This is a genomic window from Flavobacterium foetidum (genome assembly GCF_004634245.1).
Classification (GTDB): Bacteria; Bacteroidota; Bacteroidia; order Flavobacteriales; family Flavobacteriaceae; genus Flavobacterium; species Flavobacterium foetidum.
Genome location: NZ_SJTF01000003.1, coordinates 91,490 through 109,503 on the forward strand (window position 1 = coordinate 91,490; position 18,014 = coordinate 109,503).

Annotated in this window: 13 protein-coding genes; 6 read left to right on the forward strand and 7 right to left on the reverse strand. The window is 35.0% G+C overall.

What is annotated here, in order from left to right; genetic code table 11:
- Nucleotides 1-243 precede the first annotated feature (243 nt).
- Nucleotides 244-624, forward strand: coding sequence for a DUF1573 domain-containing protein (locus E0W73_RS05160; RefSeq protein ID WP_135221025.1), 381 nt, complete (start codon nucleotides 244-246; stop codon nucleotides 622-624).
- Nucleotides 625-751: 127 nt separating this feature from the next.
- Here the strand turns inward: E0W73_RS05160 and E0W73_RS05165 are convergent, their stop codons facing one another.
- The 5 genes from E0W73_RS05165 to E0W73_RS05185 form a co-directional block, all read right to left on the reverse strand.
- Nucleotides 752-1,234: a hypothetical protein gene (locus tag E0W73_RS05165; protein ID WP_135221026.1), complete on the reverse strand. Its 483-nt coding sequence runs from the start codon at nucleotides 1,232-1,234 to the stop codon at nucleotides 752-754.
- A 128-nt stretch (nucleotides 1,235-1,362) separates the two neighbouring features.
- A complete protein-coding gene (locus tag E0W73_RS05170; RefSeq protein WP_162847662.1) occupies nucleotides 1,363-3,492 on the reverse strand; it encodes an OmpA family protein in 2,130 nt (709 codons plus the stop codon).
- Nucleotides 3,493-3,502: 10 nt separating this feature from the next.
- Entirely contained in the window at nucleotides 3,503-4,429 is a 927-nt protein-coding gene (locus tag E0W73_RS05175; RefSeq protein ID WP_135221028.1) for a PorP/SprF family type IX secretion system membrane protein, read from the reverse strand.
- A 27-nt stretch (nucleotides 4,430-4,456) separates the two neighbouring features.
- Nucleotides 4,457-7,087: a gliding motility-associated C-terminal domain-containing protein gene (locus E0W73_RS05180; RefSeq protein WP_135221029.1), complete on the reverse strand. Its 2,631-nt coding sequence runs from the start codon at nucleotides 7,085-7,087 to the stop codon at nucleotides 4,457-4,459.
- A gap of 159 nt (nucleotides 7,088-7,246) precedes the next feature.
- Nucleotides 7,247-8,572, reverse strand: coding sequence for a PDZ domain-containing protein (locus tag E0W73_RS05185; protein WP_135221030.1), 1,326 nt, complete (start codon nucleotides 8,570-8,572; stop codon nucleotides 7,247-7,249).
- A gap of 123 nt (nucleotides 8,573-8,695) precedes the next feature.
- Between E0W73_RS05185 and E0W73_RS05190 the strand changes: the two genes are divergently transcribed.
- The 5 genes from E0W73_RS05190 to lgt all read left to right on the forward strand — a co-directional run bounded on the left by E0W73_RS05190 (nucleotide 8,696) and on the right by lgt (nucleotide 14,082).
- Nucleotides 8,696-9,892: a pyridoxal phosphate-dependent aminotransferase gene (locus tag E0W73_RS05190; RefSeq protein ID WP_135221031.1), complete on the forward strand. Its 1,197-nt coding sequence runs from the start codon at nucleotides 8,696-8,698 to the stop codon at nucleotides 9,890-9,892.
- A gap of 199 nt (nucleotides 9,893-10,091) precedes the next feature.
- Complete coding sequence (gene folE, locus E0W73_RS05195) at nucleotides 10,092-10,763, forward strand: GTP cyclohydrolase I FolE (RefSeq protein ID WP_135221032.1); 672 nt, start codon at nucleotides 10,092-10,094, stop codon at nucleotides 10,761-10,763.
- 481 nt (nucleotides 10,764-11,244) lie between these two features.
- On the forward strand, nucleotides 11,245-12,726 hold the full coding sequence (cysS, locus tag E0W73_RS05205; protein ID WP_135221033.1) for a cysteine--tRNA ligase: 1,482 nt from the start codon (nucleotides 11,245-11,247) through the stop codon (nucleotides 12,724-12,726).
- A 107-nt stretch (nucleotides 12,727-12,833) separates the two neighbouring features.
- Complete coding sequence (gene yidD / locus E0W73_RS05210; RefSeq protein ID WP_135221034.1) at nucleotides 12,834-13,082, forward strand: membrane protein insertion efficiency factor YidD; 249 nt, start codon at nucleotides 12,834-12,836, stop codon at nucleotides 13,080-13,082.
- A gap of 67 nt (nucleotides 13,083-13,149) precedes the next feature.
- Entirely contained in the window at nucleotides 13,150-14,082 is a 933-nt protein-coding gene (gene lgt, locus E0W73_RS05215; RefSeq protein WP_135221035.1) for a prolipoprotein diacylglyceryl transferase, read from the forward strand.
- 50 nt (nucleotides 14,083-14,132) lie between these two features.
- Here the strand turns inward: lgt and E0W73_RS05220 are convergent, their stop codons facing one another.
- Entirely contained in the window at nucleotides 14,133-14,747 is a 615-nt protein-coding gene (locus E0W73_RS05220) for an acyloxyacyl hydrolase (RefSeq protein WP_135221036.1), read from the reverse strand.
- Between the two features lie 87 nt (nucleotides 14,748-14,834).
- The gene (gene secDF, locus E0W73_RS05225; RefSeq protein ID WP_135221037.1) at nucleotides 14,835-17,825 is read right to left on the reverse strand and encodes a protein translocase subunit SecDF; all 2,991 of its coding nucleotides are present in this window, start codon (nucleotides 17,823-17,825) and stop codon (nucleotides 14,835-14,837) included.
- Nucleotides 17,826-18,014 lie beyond the last annotated feature (189 nt).

An 18,014-nucleotide genomic window follows, 5' to 3' on the forward strand; every position in this document is an offset into this window, starting at 1 on the left:
TTAATTAGGTTGTTTAATCGTTAATTCGTTTAATCGTCAATTTGTTAGTGGCTTAATCGTTACTTGAATAAATCAATGAAACGATTAACCACTATAACAAACAAACCAAAACTTTGGTTCAATTTTTGTAATTATAATTGACAGCAAAAGTAAATAATTAAGTACACTATAAAAAACGAATTAATAATTTGTGTGTTAATTAAAAGAATGTATATTTACTTACAACTTAAAAACAATTTCAAAATGAAAAATGTTGCCTCTTTTATTGCTATCGTATTGTTTAGCGCAATAGGTTATGCACAAAATGGCGCAAAAATTGAATTTGCTGCCCCAGACAATACAATTGATTATGGAAAAATTTCTAAGACAGACAGCGGAGTTCGCTCCTTTGAGTTTACAAACACAGGCGACGCACCACTGCTAATTACTGGAGCAGAATCAACATTAAGTTCAATCGTTGTTACCAAACCTGCCGCAGCTATTATGCCAGGAAAAAAAGGAAAAATTGATGTGAAATACAATATGGCAAGCGGTCCGATTCGTAAAACAATTACAGTCGAAACCAATGCAGTCAATTATCCTGACGGACGTGTAGCCCTTAAAATTAAAGGTGAAGTTTTCTAAAAAAACTTAAAATTATAAATTACAAAAGCCGTTTCTTTAAGTAGAAACGGCTTTTTTTATCATTCTATAATTTAAATCAACAGGTTTTTAAAACCTGTGGTGTTAGGATATGATAATTAGCTTATCCTTATTTTTCAATACACTCAACTGAATCAAATTTGTATTTAACACGGTCAAAATCGATTGGCTTGTCTTTTACTAAATAGGTAACGCCCATAGTAGTCTGCATAGTTCCGTTTCCTAAAATGAGCTGATTGTCACGTTTTAACAATGCCATCGGATTTTTGAAAGTCTTTCCTTGGCTTGCAGCTTCCTTAAAAGTATAATCTATAAATAAGGTGTCACCATGAAATTCGCCAGCAACTTCTCCGGTCCTCACCGTTACTGGAGCAACCTTCATTATCATGTCTCCCGTTAATTTTCCGTTTTTTAAGGTATTCAATTTTAAATCTATTGTATCTTTTTCATAAATTGCTTTGTAGCAGGCAGTGCTTACTACTGCTTCTCCTTCTGCTTTTGCAGCAGCTTCGGCTTTTTGCTTTTCTTCATTTTTACAGCTTTGGAGTCCAATGCAGGCCAAAAGCAGACAAGATAAGGTCAGATTTTTCATAATATAAATTTCAATTGTTAGGTCTATAAAATTAAATAAAAAAGAAATCAACAAAAAGATTTTGGCAAAATTTTCTTTGAAGATGAAATCCGAAAGTTTTAAAAAGCTGTCGGCTCTACCGGAGAAAATTATAAATTCTTAATCACAAATTCTGACCTTCTGTTCAACTCATGCTCTTCTTCTGTACAAGATTCATCAGTTTTACATTTTATAATCGGCACCGATTCTCCGTAGCCTTTTGCTACAACTCTTTTGGCATCAATGCCGGATTGAATAATAAATTCCCGAGTAGAATTGGCTCTTTTTTGAGATAAATTTTCATTAAACTTTTCATTCCCGCGCGAGTCAGTGTGCGAACCGATTTCGATTATCATTCCGGGATATTTTTTCATCAATTCAACCACTCTTCCCAAAACCACTTTTGATTCTTTTCGGATATACCATAAATTGTAATCGAAGTAAATCGGGTCTGTCTTGATGATGAGACGATCTTTGTCCTTGACAACATCTTTTTCCTGCTCTAAAATCTGTTTTACTTTTTCAGTTTTTCTAATTTCTGCAGCTACAATTTCTGCCTGTTTGGCTTTTTTCTCCTTCTCCTTCAGTTCAATTGCGGCCAGAATTTCTTTTTTCTTGTTTTCTTCTTCTAAAATAAGTTCTTGTTTTCTCTTCTTTTCTGCATTTTCTTTTTCTTCCAGCTTGATTGCTTCCATAGATTTCAATGCCAATGAACCGTCATTTACTGCATCTCTTGTTTTATCTGCCGTAACAAGTCTTGATTCGTTTGTATACTTTTCCTTAAAAGCAGAGATTTTATAAGAAGCCTCGCAGGCAATAGTAAAATTAAATTTTCCGTCAAGCGGAGTTGTAAATGTGTTCAAAGTATTTTTATCAGAATCCTGCAGAATTACAGTTGCATTTTCAAGCGGAAGCCCCGTGTCCATATCTGTAATCGTTCCGGCTATAAACTGTTTGCAGTCTTCGACAATCAAATCCTTGATTTCTTTAAACTGATAAATATCGTCGCTTCCTTTCCCGCCTTCTCTGTTAGAGGCAAAGTAGCCTTCTTTGGTTTCCGAATCAATATTAAAGGCAAAATCATCTAGATTTGAATTTAATGGTAAACCGATATTTACCGGTTTAGAATATTCGTTTCCATTAATATCCGAAACAAAGACATCCAATAAACCGTATCCTAAATGTCCGTCTGAAGAAAAATACAGTTTATGATCTGCTGATGCAAAAGGAAATTGCTCACGTTTAGCGGTGTTGATTTCTGGCCCGAGGTTTTTTGGCGTATCAAATGCTCCTTTATTAATATTAATTGAATAAATATCAAACGAACCAAATGATCCCGGCATATCAGAAGCAAAATATAATACTTTCTCATCGGCGCTCAAAGCTGGATGTTCAACCGAATAGTTTGGGCTGTTAAAAGGAAGCGAAGTAATATTGGTCCATTTTCCATCTACTAATTCGGCTTTAAAAATCTGCAGATTCGAAATTTTCTTATCATCCTTCTTTTTCTTTCCGTTTTTAGAATTATTACGAGTAAAATACATCGTTTTGCCGTCTTTTGTAAAAATAGCATTCGATTCGTGCATTCCCGTTTTCAGTTCTTTAGCAAAATAATGTACAAGCGAGTCTGAAGAAAATATATTTTTTAGTGGAATCGAAACTAGATTCAGGTAAGTATTATTATCCCATTTGTATTTTTTATCAAACCATCCAGGTTTCAGTTTTACACCGGCAAAGACTAGATTGTCTTTGTATCTAACAGCTCCAAATTCAGAATTTGGCGTATTGATCGGAAGATTTTTAATTTCAAAACGTTTTCCGATTGCCGTTACATTTTCTAAAGTTTTGATATCTTTCTCGAAATTGACGATATCATCAGAATTTCCAGATTTAGAAAAATATTCTTTGAGCATATTATTGGCATCCTCGTAACTGTTGGTAGCTTTAAGAGTCTGAGCATATCTAAAATAATATTCCCTATCGAGACCATTATTATAATTATTGATCAAGAGACGATAATAGCGTTGTGCTTTAATCAAATCATTGGTGTAATAATAAGAATCTGCCAAATTTTTGATGACTTCCTGAGATGGTTTTTCGTCTGCCAATTTCTGATAGAGAATGATTGCTTCACTGTAATAAGTCCTATCAAAGAATTTCTTTGCTCTGATTAATTCTTGATCTTGAGCATTTATAAACTGTATTGAAAATACGAATATAATAACGATGAGTTTTTTCATATTTTTCATTTTAAAAGAATCTTGGCGATTTATCGAATCCTTTTCCTAATAAGTCAAGATCAAACAATAGCATAATTTCGTGTGTACCCGAGTTAAACTGTCCGAAATTGGTGAGCGTATAATCGTAAGCGTAACCCGCACGAAGTGTTGGAGTGATGTTGAAATTGAATAAAGCGCTCACAGAATCACCAATTCTATAGGCAGCTCCAAATTCAAACTTTTCATTGTAGAGCACATTGGCTGTAAAGTCGAAAGTCATTGGAGCTCCTTTTACTATTTTGGTCATAAATGCAGGTTTCAGCTTCAGCATATCATTCATCTGGAAAACATAACCTGCTGTTAAAAAAGTATGTATTTCTTCAGAACCAAAAGCATTAATTCCTGATTTTTCTTCGATATATTTTGACTTTAGTAAATTCGGAACAGATAATCCAACATATAAATTATCTCTAAAATAATAAGCTCCTACACCAATATTAGGCTTTGTCGCATTTATGTTTTCGGAGAAAGCAAAATCGGTTTGCGGATCTGTAAAACGGAATCCATTAAAATTAGTCTGCATTGATGAAAATCCGGCTTTAAGTCCGAGCGAAAGGTTATACTTTCCTCCTAATTTTAAAACATAAGCAAAATCTGCATACAGATTATTTTCTTTTTTAGCACCGTCTCCGATATCATCAGAAATAAAAGACAGTCCGACCTCGACCTTATCCGACAAAGCGCTGTGTCCAAAAAAGGTAAAAGTTTTAGGAGCTCCTACCGCCCCAACCCACTGTGTTCTGTAGAGCGCTCCAAAATTCATCATAGCGGGAACTCCTGTTGCATAGGCCGGATTTACCACGCTCATGTTGTACATATAATGTGTGTATTCTGGATCTTGCTGTGCGGTAACTGAGAGACAGAAAAGGAAATTTATAAAAAGTATAATTTTTTTCATTTGAAGATTTATTAAAAAAAAAATGAATTATCGATTTAAATAAAGACGACCCTGAACAGGCGGTTTATTGTCTTTATTAAAATGAAGCACATAGAAGTAAACTCCGTTTGGAGCAATGCCACCCGCAATGCCGCTCCTTTCGTAATTCATACCGTCCCATGCCGGTTTATTTTTATCTCCCTTATACATTCCAAGTCCGTATCTGTTAAAGATTTCGAGCGTATAATCTGGATATAGAAATTCGATATCTTTAATTACAAACGAATCATTTACACCGTCTCCATTTGGAGAAAATCCATCAGGAATAAAAAACGGATACTGTGGTGCATCACAATCTTTTAACGAAACCGTTACAGCTAAATTCTGATCTGAGAAACAATTATCCGTCGGCGAAAAATCAAAACCGTAATAGGTATTTTTATCAATCAAAATAGTTGATGAAGAGAGCAGATTTCCACCAGTTGGAGCATCATACCAAACCACTGTCATTGGCGAATTGGTATTATTAGACAAATCTAAAATTGTCGGATTATCGAGTCCACAGAAATTTTCGCCGTCTTGCTTGAGTTCCGGAGCAGGGACATCGGTTATCGTGACCGTAATCATAGATGCAGGAGAAACACATCCTGCTGCAGAAGTAACTGTTACATAATAATTTTCAGATTTTAGAATATAACTTTCAGCAAGAGGCGTTGTTAAAGTCGGTGAATTGTACCATTTATATTGCGTTCCATGCGGTTGCAGATCTTCTACAGAAGCATCGTCGGCTTTACAAAAAGTCTGATTGTTTACTGTTGGTGCCACCGGAATCGGATTTAAGACAAAAGAATCTGAAACCCCTATAACAGCGGTATCACAATTTGTGCTATTATTTTTTAAATTGGTGATATTCAAGGTTGAAGTTCCTGAATTTGAAAGCAAATTTGCTGGAACGACAAAAGAAGCGCTTCCGTTTACAGGAGCCAGAGTGATGGTTTCTATTCCCGAAATATTGCTTCCGGTAATGGTGTAAGATATAGCCACATCTGTCAAATTTCCAAAACCAGAAATGGTTGCTCTAACTGCTTCACCAAAACAAACATTCTGAATCTGAATCCTTAGTGTCGAAAAATTAGGCAATGGATTGATTAGGATTTCACCCCTTACATTTGCAGTATTGGTACATTGCGATACAACATTAGTAATTCTCGTAATCCTGATGACCGATGTGCCGCTTCTTGCATTTAAAACCTCGGGTACCGTAAAAACAGCTTTTCCGTCTACGACTGTTATACGTACAACCTGTGCAGTTGCTGTGTTTGCTCCAGAAATATTGTAAACAATATCGTAGACTCCATCGGCAAGATTTACAGCATTGCTCATGTTTATCAATGCATCTTGATTCTGACAAACTACAGGAGTATCCAAAACAGCATCTGTTAAATCTGGAAGCGGATAAATAATCAAATCGTCTGAAAGATTGTTGATGATATTCTGACAAGCCAATATACTGTTTACCGAAACGATACTGGTAATGTTGACATTAAAAATACCTACGTTTTTAAAATAATCCGAACTTATAGGAAATATTAGGATACCATTTGTAAAATTTGCTGTTACTCGCTCAGAACCGCCATTTGGTCCTGATACATTAAAATAAACATAGTAAGTTCCGTTCGGAATAGGTGCAGGACCTTTTGTTATCATGACAGAATAACTTGCTGTCGGGATTTCATCTTCGCAGATATCAGAGTTAACGACGACAACTGCATCTGTAAAATCAAGTTTTGTTTCCAGTCTGATTCTTACAGTCGTTATGTCGTCAGGACAAATCGGATTGTTGGAAGGCACTCGATACGAAAAATTGTACGTTCCTTCGCCTCGGGTATTGTATATTCTTTCAAGGTTAATGTTATGATCACCATTAAAAGTCAATTCGCCCGTTCCCGAATTATCTCTCCATGTACCACCCAAATCATAGCCTGAAATTCTGCTGAACAAATCTAAATCGGTATATGCAGAAAGGCCGTCACTGGCACATAAATCTAAATGAGCTGGAGTACCAGATTCTGGTGCTCTGAAAACACTTATAAATGCCGTCGAAGACATTGCAGGACAGGTTCCGATAGCTGGCATAGTATAGGTAAATTTATAATTCCCCTGCATATTCGTAACATTTATAGAAGAATTGACATACTGATTGGTCGTATCATTATACCATTGCCCATTTGATTGGGGACTAACATCTACACCATTAAATGCCTGAAAAAGATTAAAGAAACCAACAGAACTACAAACAGAAACATTGGGAGAAGTCACCCCAGAATAACCGCCAATAGTTACTGTAACTATAGCTGTATTATCGGTGCAACCGTTGTTGGCGGGCGCTGTGTAAGTGTAATTATAAATGCCACTCTCACGGATAAGCTGTGCATTTAAAATTCCCGTGTTTAAATTAAGACCTCCAGACTCGTAATCGTCTGTCCAAGTTCCTCCCGGCGTTGGGCTTCCTCCCAAAAGGGCAAACAAATCGATTGTCTTACTGCTTGAATTAGGAATATCACAGACTGTAAAAACAGCATCTGTACCTGCACATTGTGCATGGAGCGAAGAAGAAAATATTGAGAAAAAAACAAAAAATAAAAATATTCGTAAGAATTTATTGTAGTTTTTTGCCATAAAGTGGTATTTTTTTGATAAACTTACTAAAATTTAGCCCACTATTAGCATAAAATGCAATTTAACACTCATTTTTGCACAAATTTCAATAGAAACTGCATTATATTAATAAAAATCAAACATTTATTAAAATTATTTAACACATTTTAAAACAGCATCTTAAAGCTCATCTTGTAGTTTAAATCTGAATTTTAAAATGACACTGTCGCGCTCTACCTCTAATGTAATCCAAACATCCTCTTCTGATTTTAACATTTGATTAATTTGTTGCAAAGAATACTTATAAGGCCTTTCGTGATTAATGCTTACAATAATATCTCCTGCCTGCAGACCACATTTGGCGGCGGCCGAGAATTTTCTAATGTTTACAATTTCGTAAACAGGCTTTAAAGCAAATTTATATTTAAAATTATCGTCTTTTTTTCCGTCGTAACTCACATCGCTAAAAGAGTTTGAAACCTGAACAGTCTCCATATGCACTGTTTCCTGCACCCACTGCAATCCATTGTGTTGTACCGTAATACCGCTTTTATTATAGGTAAAAGGTTCTTTGTATCTGCTATTTTTACGCAGGTACAGCTTTTGATCTTGATAATCTAAAACCAGAGTAAATCTCTTAAAAATTTCTCCTCCGACAGACCCAATACGATTAGGAACCATTTTTACATTTTTGATAGATGACGAATCAGGAAAAGAAACTATTGGCCTTTTAAACTCAAATCCGTCAATAGAAAACTTTTCGATTTTGGCGCGATGCCCTTCAATATCGCCGCTGAATCCTTTTCCTAAAAAGTCAGGAAAATTCTTTTTAGGAAGCTTTATTTTGTCGTTCTCAAAAATCCAGAAGGCATCACTGTTTCCAATATCTACAAGGAGTTTTGCCGACATTGCAACAGAATCAACCACTGCATTTGTCTGTATATAAGGCTTAGATCTTTCTATCGTAATTGGGATTTGAGTGAATTTTTTCTCGAGTTTCTGCTTGATTTTACTCTTACTTCCATAGACTATCACTTTCTTTTTACTGTAATTTATTTCGACAACATTATTTTTAAAGAATTTATAGCCAATAATTCCGTTGACTGGAATCCCGATATGCGAAGACAAATTAAAACTCTGATCGAGGATTATATAAACCAAATGCCCGCTCGAACGCAAGCCATGCGTCTCGAGAACGTTGTTGGCAGATTTCAGTCCTTCAACCTCTTCCTCGCTCCCTAGTCCGCGAAGTCTTATTTTTTCTATATTATTAAAACTAACCTCTTTTTTTTCCTCCATACTAAAAAGTATTGTCTCTTCGACTCCAGAATCAAGGAGAAAATTTAGCTCAACTCCGTTTACTTTTATCGGAATAAAAACAAGATTATTGATCATTTTAAATGGAATCACCACCTTACTGTTCTTGCCTTGAATCGAAAAATCGCCTTGTGCGGAAATAAAAAATGGCAGCAATAACCCAAAAAACAATCCTATATATTTTTTCATTGGCAATATTTTATTATAAAATTAGTAAATATATCTATAATTGTTACATTTTCGCAAGTGCTCATATTGTATACGTTATATTCGAAAAAAAAATGCAAATTTGCACTTCAATAATTTAAACTCATGCCAACAATTTCACACAAAGGCAGAAACATGCCCGAATCACCGATACGCAAACTTGCTCCTTTTGCAGATCTTGCAAAACAAAAAGGACACAAGGTGTATCATTTAAACATTGGTCAACCGGATATCAAGACACCCGAAGTGGCCATCGAGGCGGTAAAAAATATTGATTTAAGTATTATAGAGTACAGTCCGTCAGCCGGATATGAAAGTTATAGAAAAAAATTAGCTCATTTTTACCAGCGCCAAAATGTAAATGTAAACCCAGAAGACATCATTGTAACCACTGGTGGCTCTGAAGCCTTACTTTTTGCACTGGCCACAATTACAGATCCAGGAGACGAAATTATCATTCCTGAACCTTTTTATGCTAATTATCATGCGTTTGCATCTTCAACAAGTGCAACCGTAGTTCCTCTTGTTTCTTCTATCGAAACCGCTTTTGCATTGCCAAGCATTGAAGAAGTAGAGCAACTTATCACACCCAAAACAAAAGCCATTCTGATTTGCAATCCTGGAAATCCGACCGGCTACTTATATTCTGAAGCCGAAATCAAACAGCTTGCTTCTTTGATAAAAAAACACGACCTGTATTTAATAGCAGACGAAGTGTATCGCGAATTTTTGTATGATGGAGATGATGTGCATTTTTCGGTGATGAATTTAGAAGATGTACAACAAAATGTGATTATGGTAGATTCTGTTTCTAAGCGTTACAGTATGTGTGGTGCGCGAATAGGATGTCTGGTTACTAAAAACAAGGAGGTTCTTGCGACGGTAATGAAATTTGCTCAAGCACGTTTAAGTCCGCCTACAATCGAACAGATTGCCTGTGAAGCTGCAATTGATACACCTCAAAGCTATTTTGACGAAGTAATTGGCGAATACAAAGAACGACGTAACACGCTGATTTCTGAATTAAACAAAATTGAAGGCGTTATTGTGACCAAACCAAAGGGTGCTTTTTATTGTATTGCCCAACTGCCAATAGCCGATTCTGACGATTTTGCTCAATGGTTATTGGAAAGTTATAATTTAAATGGCGAAACCGTTATGATTGCTCCTGCAAAAGGGTTTTATTCGACACCCGGCATGGGATTGAATCAAGTGCGTATTGCTTATGTCTTGAACAAAAAAGACCTTATTACGGCTGTTAACATTTTAAAAGAAGCTTTAAAAGTTTACACAAAAAAATAAAACTGAAACCAAACTTAGCTCAAAAGGCAATAACAAAAATGTTATTGTCTTTTGTGCTTTTAATGAACTGCTCTAAGACTAAATTACAGAATATCCAAAAAGCATGAATTAAATAATAAAAACGATAGAAAAGGTTTCCCATTTATTAATTATCTTTACCGCCTTAAAAAAGGAATACATATACTAATAGTAGTTTTTAATGATAAATAACGAAGATTTTTTAGACGAAATAGGAGATAATCACTTCAGCAGCAATGCAAAAAACCCGCTTAGAGCAGATGCTTTTGATATTACTGACGAAGAAAAAATAGAAAAAATTAAAAAAGATGTTGAAAACATTCTGCAGACTCTTGGAATGGATTTAACAGACGATAGCATAAAAGGTACTCCAAACCGAGTTGCAAAAATGTTTGTAAAAGAAATTTTTGGCGGACTTAATCCTGCAAAACAGCCAAAAGCTTCTACTTTCGACAACAATTACAAATATGGCGAAATGCTTGTAGAGAAAAACATCACCGTTTACTCTACCTGCGAACACCACTTACTGCCTATCATAGGACGCGCTCATGTGGCTTATATTTCGAGCGGAAGAGTTATTGGTTTGTCTAAAATGAACCGTATTGTCGAATATTATGCTAAAAGACCTCAGGTTCAAGAGCGTCTGACTATGCAGATCGTTCAGGAATTACAAAAAGCCTTAGGAACTGAAGATGTTGCCTGCGTAATTGATGCAAAACATCTTTGCGTAAATTCACGCGGTATTAAAGATATCGAAAGCAGTACCGTAACCTCTGAATTCGGAGGGAAATTCAAAGATCCGCAAACAAAAAGAGAATTTCTGGATTACATTAAACTAGACACTCAGTTTTAAAAAAGCTTATTGTTTTTAGTTAATAGTTGTTGTTCTGATGGCGAAAATAGATAGATTGAAGATTTGGAAATTTGGAGACTGGCATGAGAAATCTGTCAGCAAATCGAATTTCTAATTCAAAATACAAGCTTAAAAACAAACTATTCTCAAAGATCAAACTGACAGAAGTTCAGATCCAGTTATGGATAATATTGCTGAGGTTTTGAACGAAATGGAAATAGAAATTCACCAATTTTTTAAGTATGGCAAAAGGTTCCGCTGGTTAGGTTAAATCGCAATCTTACACAGCTTTTGACAAAAACTGATTTCTGAAGAACAACATTTAAAGCTAAATGAAAGTGTTGAACTTATAAAAAACAAAATTGGAGCAATGATGGACTATCTTAATAATTGTGAACTCAAAGGATTAAAGTTTAAATAACATTTTCAACCAAAAACAATAAACAACAAACCATAAACAATAAACATTTAAGTCAAAAATATGCCATTATATACAACGCAACCTCTCAAAATATACAATTCACTATCTGGTGAAAAAGAAGATTTCAAACCAATCCATGAAGGGAATGTTGGAATGTATGTTTGTGGACCTACGGTATATAGTAATGTTCACTTAGGAAATGTGAGAACTTTTATGTCTTTTGATGTGATTTTCAGATACTTTTTGCATCTTGATTATAAAGTTCGTTATGTTCGAAACATTACCGACGTTGGACATATTGTGGATGATGTTGATGAAGGCGAAGATAAAATTGCCAAAAAAGCACGTTTAGAGCAATTGGAGCCAATGGAGGTCGTACAACGCTATACTGTTGATTTTCATGACATTCTAAAAGCTTTCAACTTTTTACCGCCAAGCATAGAACCAACTGCTACAGGACATATTATCGAACAGATAGAAATCATCAAAAAAATAATTGATACGGGAATTGGTTATGTAGCAAATGGATCGGTTTATTTTGATGTGGTAAAATACAATGAAACTAAAAATTACGGCATCTTAAGCGGCAGAAATATCGACGACATGCTTGCCAATACACGCGACCTTGACGGGCAGTCTGATAAAAGAAATCCACAGGATTTTGCCCTTTGGAAAAGAGCCGAACCTGAACATATCATGAGATGGCCTTCTCCTTGGAGCGATGGCTTTCCGGGTTGGCATCTTGAATGTACAGCAATGAGCACCAAATATCTCGGAACTCATTTTGACATTCACGGAGGTGGAATGGATTTGAAATTCCCACACCATGAATGCGAAATTGCTCAAAATGAAGCCTGCACAGGACAATCTCCGGTAAATTACTGGATGCACGCCAACATGCTTACCTTAAACGGAAAGAAAATGGCAAAATCTACCGGAAACAATATTCTGCCAGGCGAGATTCTTAGCGGTAACAATACTGTTTTAAGCAAACCTTTTTCGGCTTCGGTAACTCGCTTCTTTATGCTTCAGGCGCATTACAGAAGTATTCTCGATTTTTCTGATGATGCAATAATTGCTGCTGAAAAAGGATACAAACGATTAATGGAAGCCGTTGATGCTTTACCAAACATATCAGCATCAAACGGCAGTTCTATAGATTTCAAAGCATGGAAACAGCTTTGCTATGACGCAATGAACGATGATTTTAATACTCCAATCTTGATTGCGCAGTTGTTTGAAGCTGTTCGTTATGTAAATTTATTGAAGGATGGAAAAGAAACCATATCTGCCGAAGATCTAAAAGACTTCTCAACAGCAGTTAATGCTTTTGTTTTTGATGTTTTAGGTTTGAATGATGAAAAAGCTACAGATGGTACTACCGACAAACTTGAAGGTGTAGTAAATATGCTGATCGGAATGAGAAATCAGGCGAGAGCAGATAAGAATTTTGCCCTTTCTGACCAGATTCGAGATCAGTTAATCGCTTTAGGAATCCAGCTTAAGGACGGAAAAGAAGGAACTTCATTTAGCATACAATAAAATAAGTGTTCAGTATTCAGTGTTTTTCAGGCTTCAGATTTGCAATTTGACCTAAATTACCGTAAAACTGAATACAAAAAAAACCGAACACTGAACACTAAAAAAATATGTTGTCTAAAATCCTGATCTATCCATTTGTGCTTTTGGTACGGTTTTATCAAACTGCTATTTCGCCTTTTACACCGGCTTCTTGCAGATTTGAGCCTACTTGCTCGACCTATATGATTCAGGCTCTGCAAAAACATGGATTGTTTTACGGAGGATTTTTAGGAATCAAACGAATTTTGAGCTGTCATCCTTGGGGAAAAAATGGATACGATCCTGTTCCAGAAAAGAAATGTTCACATAAACATTAACTTTTTATAAAGAAGCGCTCTCTATTAAATATTTATTTTTACAACACTATAAAAACATATTATATACATGACACAAGCCTTAAATTTTGTTTGGAATCCTTCAGAAGGAATAGATTTGGGATTTTTTATGATTCGCTACTACAGTTTAATGTTCGTAATCGCTTTTGGTTTAGGATGGTTCTTAATGAAAAAGATTTTTGAACGCGAAAACGAATCACTTGATAAATTAGACTCTCTATTTGTTTGGACGGTTCTTGCGACATTGGCAGGCGCAAGATTAGGTCATGTCTTTTTTTACGATTGGGAATATTTCCGAAACCATTTACTGGAAATTTTTCTTCCTTTCAGATTTGAGCCAAAATTCGAATTTACAGGTTTTCAGGGATTAGCAAGTCACGGTGCAGCCATCGCGATTATAATTGCAATGTATTATTACAGCAAAAAAATCCTTAAACGTCCGCTTTTATGGATTTTAGACAGAGTTGTAATTCCGGTTGCAAGCGGTGCAATTTTTGTTCGTTTAGGGAATTTCTTCAACTCTGAAATTATCGGACACGAAACGACATCTTCTTTCGGAGTTCGATTTTTGCACGACCAATTCAGCAAAGCCGAAGCTGTAAATGCAACACAAATTGCGAACCCAAAAGATGCCTACACAGCAATAGCAACAGATCCTAAATTTGCCGATTTATTGGCTCAGGTTCCTGCTAAACACCCAACACAGTTATATGAGGCGTTTTGCTATATATTTGTTTTTGCAATCTTATTCTTTTTATATTGGAAAACAAATGCAAGACTTAAATCAGGACTTTTGTTTGGTTTGTTCCTAGTGCTTTTATTTGTTGTTCGTTTCATAGTCGAATTTGTAAAAGAAAGCCAAGGAGGCATCGAGCAGGAATTAGGCTTGTTTTCTACAGGACAATGGCTAAGTATTCCATTTATAATTATAGGTCTTTTCTTTATCATAAGAGCACAAAGAAATCCACTAGCGCAATCTTAACAATTTGTCACATAAAACAAAAACGCCAATAAGTCAAATATTGGGCGTTTTTATTTAAGTTTATACAGAATACCAAATTCAATATTTTTGCTGTTATAACCTGCATTATTGCTTCCTAAACCAGCATTGGAAACATGTCTTACACTCGGACGGACATCAAACTGAAAACTGTTGCAATCTATCGTAAGTCCAACTGCCAACACATCGGCAAAAGCAAAACCTTTGGACATTCTTTCTGTTTCTGTGTCGGTTATCATTGGACCTAAACTCACCAAAAGATAAGCCGAAAAATGCTTTATTAAAGGTTTCCTAATCAAAAAACCAACATTAAGAACATATTCTCGAACATCTTTTAGAAGCAAATATCGATTTCTCCTTTCTTCAAAATCCGAATCATCGGGTTTTACAAAATAGAGATTCAACAATTGATGTTTTCCAAAATTGATTTCTGGCTGAAGAAGGATTGCATACTTAAATAGTTTCGATTCCTTTAGCTTGTAACACAACTGCAACTTGTAAAAATGATTCGTAAATATATAGTTTCTGTTATTGAATTCACTTCCAAAACCGTAATTAAAACCTAGAGCATAACGTGAATAGGATTCCTGCGCAACTGTTTTAGCCGTTAAGACCAATAATAAACCAAAAAGTAATTTTCTTGTCATACACTAAATTAAACTGTATTTAAATATAGTATAAAAAAAAGATCCAGTTTTCACTGGATCTTTCTAATTATTTAAAAAAACTTCTAATTAAGCTTTATTGTGTTTGTCTTCAATTGTATGTTTCTCATCAGCAGAGATTGTATCAACCAATACTGGAGTAGCGATAAATAATGAAGAATATGTACCAACGATAATACCGATTAACATTGCAAAGATAAATCCACGGATTGATTCTCCACCGAAGATAAACATTGTCAATAAAACGATGATCATCATTAATGAAGTATTCAATGTTCTAGATAATGTAGTATTAATAGAAGCATTTACGATATCTTCAAAACTACCTTTACGGTTTCCGATGATAAACTCTCTAACTCTGTCGAATACGATTACAGTATCGTTCATGGAATAACCAATTACCGTAAGAATCGCTGCGATAAAGTGCTGATCCATTTCCATGTGGAAAGGCATAAATTTATAGCATAATGAATAAACTCCTAATACAAAAATAACGTCGTGTGCTACTGCAGCAATCGCTCCTAATGAATATTGCCATTTACGGAAAGAAACCATTAAGTACAAGAAGATAACTGCCATTGCACCAAGAACCGCCCAGTAAGAGTTAGTTTTGATATCTTCAGAAATCGAAGCTCCCACTTTAGAAGCTTGCAACACCCCTACTTTCTTACCATCATAAGTATTCGTAAATTTCTCATAAGAAGTATTGGTATAATACTTAGACAAAGCTTTGTATAATTTTTGGTTTACTTCTTCATCGATAGCAACACCATCTTCTTTAATTTTGTATTTAGTAGTGATTTTCAACTGATCATCATCTCCTAAGATTTTAGCCTCAACTGGAGTTCCAAAAGCAGCAGACAACTCGTCAGAAACTACAGCTGCATCAACTGGCTTCTCAAATTTAACTTGGAAAGTTCTACCTCCAACAAAATCAACACCTTCATCTAATCCGTTAATGAAAAAGATAGAAGTTAAACTCACTACTGTAACAATAGAAGAGAAGATATAAGTGAACTTCTTAACTTTAATAAAATCAAAGTGGAAGTTTGTAAACCAGTTTTTAGTAATATTTGTAGAGAACGTTAAATCAGCTTTTCCAGCAATATTTCTGTCGATAAAAATTCTCGCAATAAAAATCGAAGTAAATAATGAAGTTACGATACCGATTAACAAAGTCAATGCAAAACCTTTGATCGGACCTGTACCAAAGATAAATAAGATTGCTCCAGTTAAAACGTGAGTAACGTTTGCATCAATAATAGAACGCATCGCACCATGCCATCCATAAGAAGCTTGAACCGCTTCAGAAAGTGATTTACCTTCACGCAATTCTTCTTTTGCTCTTTCGTATATAATAATATTCGCATCTACCGCAGTACCTAATGTCAACACGATACCCGCAATACCTGGCAATGTTAGTACGAAACCAAAACTTGCCATAATTCCGAATAAGAAAAGTAAGTTTAATAATAAAGCAAGGTTTGCATACCAACCAGCTTTACCATAATAGAATACCATCCAAACACAAACTAATAGGAATCCTAATACAGATGAAATTGTACCTGCATCAATCGCTGCTTGACCTAAAGATGGCCCTACAACAGTAGACTGGATAATATCTGCAGAAGCTGGTAATTTACCGGCATTCAATACGTTTGCTAAATCTTTAGTTTCAGCTACATCAAAAGAACCTGTGATTTCAGATCTTCCTCCAGCAATTGGTCCGCTTGTAACACCTGGTGCAGAATATACGATGTTATCTAGAACAATAGCGATATAACCTTTTTGAGAAAAAGCTCTTCCTGTTAATTCTTCCCAAACTTTTGCTCCCTGGCTGTTCATCTGCATAGATACTGCAGGTTTACCCATTTGATCAAAAGTATCTTTTGCATCAGTTACAACTCCACCGCTCATTGCTGGATTGTTGTCTCTGTTTCCTTTTAAAGCATATAATTCAACTGCTTCGATATCTTTTGCAGTATTGATATCTTTTGCTGTAGGATCTTTTATAGTTGTTGGTTTACTCCATACAAATTTAGCATAGTGCTGATCTGCGCCAAGTAAAACTCTAATGTCAGGTCTTTTAAAGTAAGAATTGATAACGGCTGTATCTTTTGGAGCAAAAAATCCTAAAACAGGACCATTACCGTTCATGATGATTTTATCAAACAACGGATTGTTTCCTTTTTTAGCTGCAGTAGAATCTTTAGCATCTGTCAATAAAGCGTTCAATGAGTCTTTAGCAACAGTTTTAGTTTCAGTTTTCTTAACCTCAGTTTTCTTTAAAGCTTCGTTAGCATTTACTAGGAAGCTTCCGATTTCTTCGATTTTATAAGTTTCCCAAAATTCTAATTGAGCTTTTCCTCCTAATAATTTTTTGATACGGTCTACATCTTTAGCCCCTGGAAGCTCTACTAAGATTCTTCCTGTTTCTCCTAATTTTTGGATGTTTGGCTGTGTAACACCAAATTTGTCGATACGCTCTCTCAATACTTTATAAGCACTTTCGATAGACTCGTCAACTTTTCTTTTGATTACTTTTTGAACTTGAGCATCAGACATTTGAAAATCAACTCCACCTTCTCCCTGAAGACTTCTGTTTGCAAAAATTTCTGGTGATGCTAATTTTACAGAACCTTTTGAATTGGCGTCAAAAGCTTCAAAAAACTTATTTAAATAGGTCTTATTTCCTTCTAAATTTGCAGTTGCATCCGCTAACGATTTATTGAATACCGGATTTTTAGAATTATTAGCCAGCCCTTTTAAAATGTCTCTTACAGAAATCTGAAGGATTACGTTGATTCCTCCCTCTAAGTCAAGACCTTTATTAAGCTGTTTGTTTTTCACTTCGTTGTAAGTGAAATCAGTAAAACCAAGATTTAATACTTTTACTTTACCAATAGAATCTAAATATTTCAGCTCTTTATCAGGATTATCTCCTGCAAAAGCTTTAGCTTCACTTTTGACACCATTTGCCACAAAAGTGAATGATAGTTGGTAAATACTTACCAATGCAAATAGAATTGCGAAAAATTTAATAAGTCCTTTATTCTGCATTATTACTAAAAATTAATTATGTTTTATTTTTGTTTTTGTTTTAAAGTCCCATAAAATAAGCCCTGACATGATTTTTTAAAACAAAAAAACGAGATCACGAATTACCAATTTTTTTTTAAACCGAGCAAATATATAATTAACGAAAATATTAACCAATTAATTTATTAATTAATCTCAAAAAAAAGACTG

Excerpts from the sequence above, each read along its gene's own strand:
- E0W73_RS05160 (WP_135221025.1), top strand. The coding sequence starts at position 244 with ATGAAAAATGTTGCCTCTTTTATTGCTATCGTATTGTTTAGCGCAATA.
- E0W73_RS05165 (WP_135221026.1), bottom strand. The coding sequence starts at position 1,234 with ATGAAAAATCTGACCTTATCTTGTCTGCTTTTGGCCTGCATTGGACTC.
- E0W73_RS05170 (WP_162847662.1), bottom strand. The coding sequence starts at position 3,492 with ATGAAAAAACTCATCGTTATTATATTCGTATTTTCAATACAGTTTATA.
- E0W73_RS05175 (WP_135221028.1), bottom strand. The coding sequence starts at position 4,429 with ATGAAAAAAATTATACTTTTTATAAATTTCCTTTTCTGTCTCTCAGTT.
- E0W73_RS05180 (WP_135221029.1), bottom strand. The coding sequence starts at position 7,087 with ATGGCAAAAAACTACAATAAATTCTTACGAATATTTTTATTTTTTGTT.
- E0W73_RS05185 (WP_135221030.1), bottom strand. The coding sequence starts at position 8,572 with ATGAAAAAATATATAGGATTGTTTTTTGGGTTATTGCTGCCATTTTTT.
- E0W73_RS05190 (WP_135221031.1), top strand. The coding sequence starts at position 8,696 with ATGCCAACAATTTCACACAAAGGCAGAAACATGCCCGAATCACCGATA.
- folE (WP_135221032.1), top strand. The coding sequence starts at position 10,092 with ATGATAAATAACGAAGATTTTTTAGACGAAATAGGAGATAATCACTTC.
- cysS (WP_135221033.1), top strand. The coding sequence starts at position 11,245 with ATGCCATTATATACAACGCAACCTCTCAAAATATACAATTCACTATCT.
- yidD (WP_135221034.1), top strand. The coding sequence starts at position 12,834 with ATGTTGTCTAAAATCCTGATCTATCCATTTGTGCTTTTGGTACGGTTT.
- lgt (WP_135221035.1), top strand. The coding sequence starts at position 13,150 with ATGACACAAGCCTTAAATTTTGTTTGGAATCCTTCAGAAGGAATAGAT.
- E0W73_RS05220 (WP_135221036.1), bottom strand. The coding sequence starts at position 14,747 with ATGACAAGAAAATTACTTTTTGGTTTATTATTGGTCTTAACGGCTAAA.
- secDF (WP_135221037.1), bottom strand. The coding sequence starts at position 17,825 with ATGCAGAATAAAGGACTTATTAAATTTTTCGCAATTCTATTTGCATTG.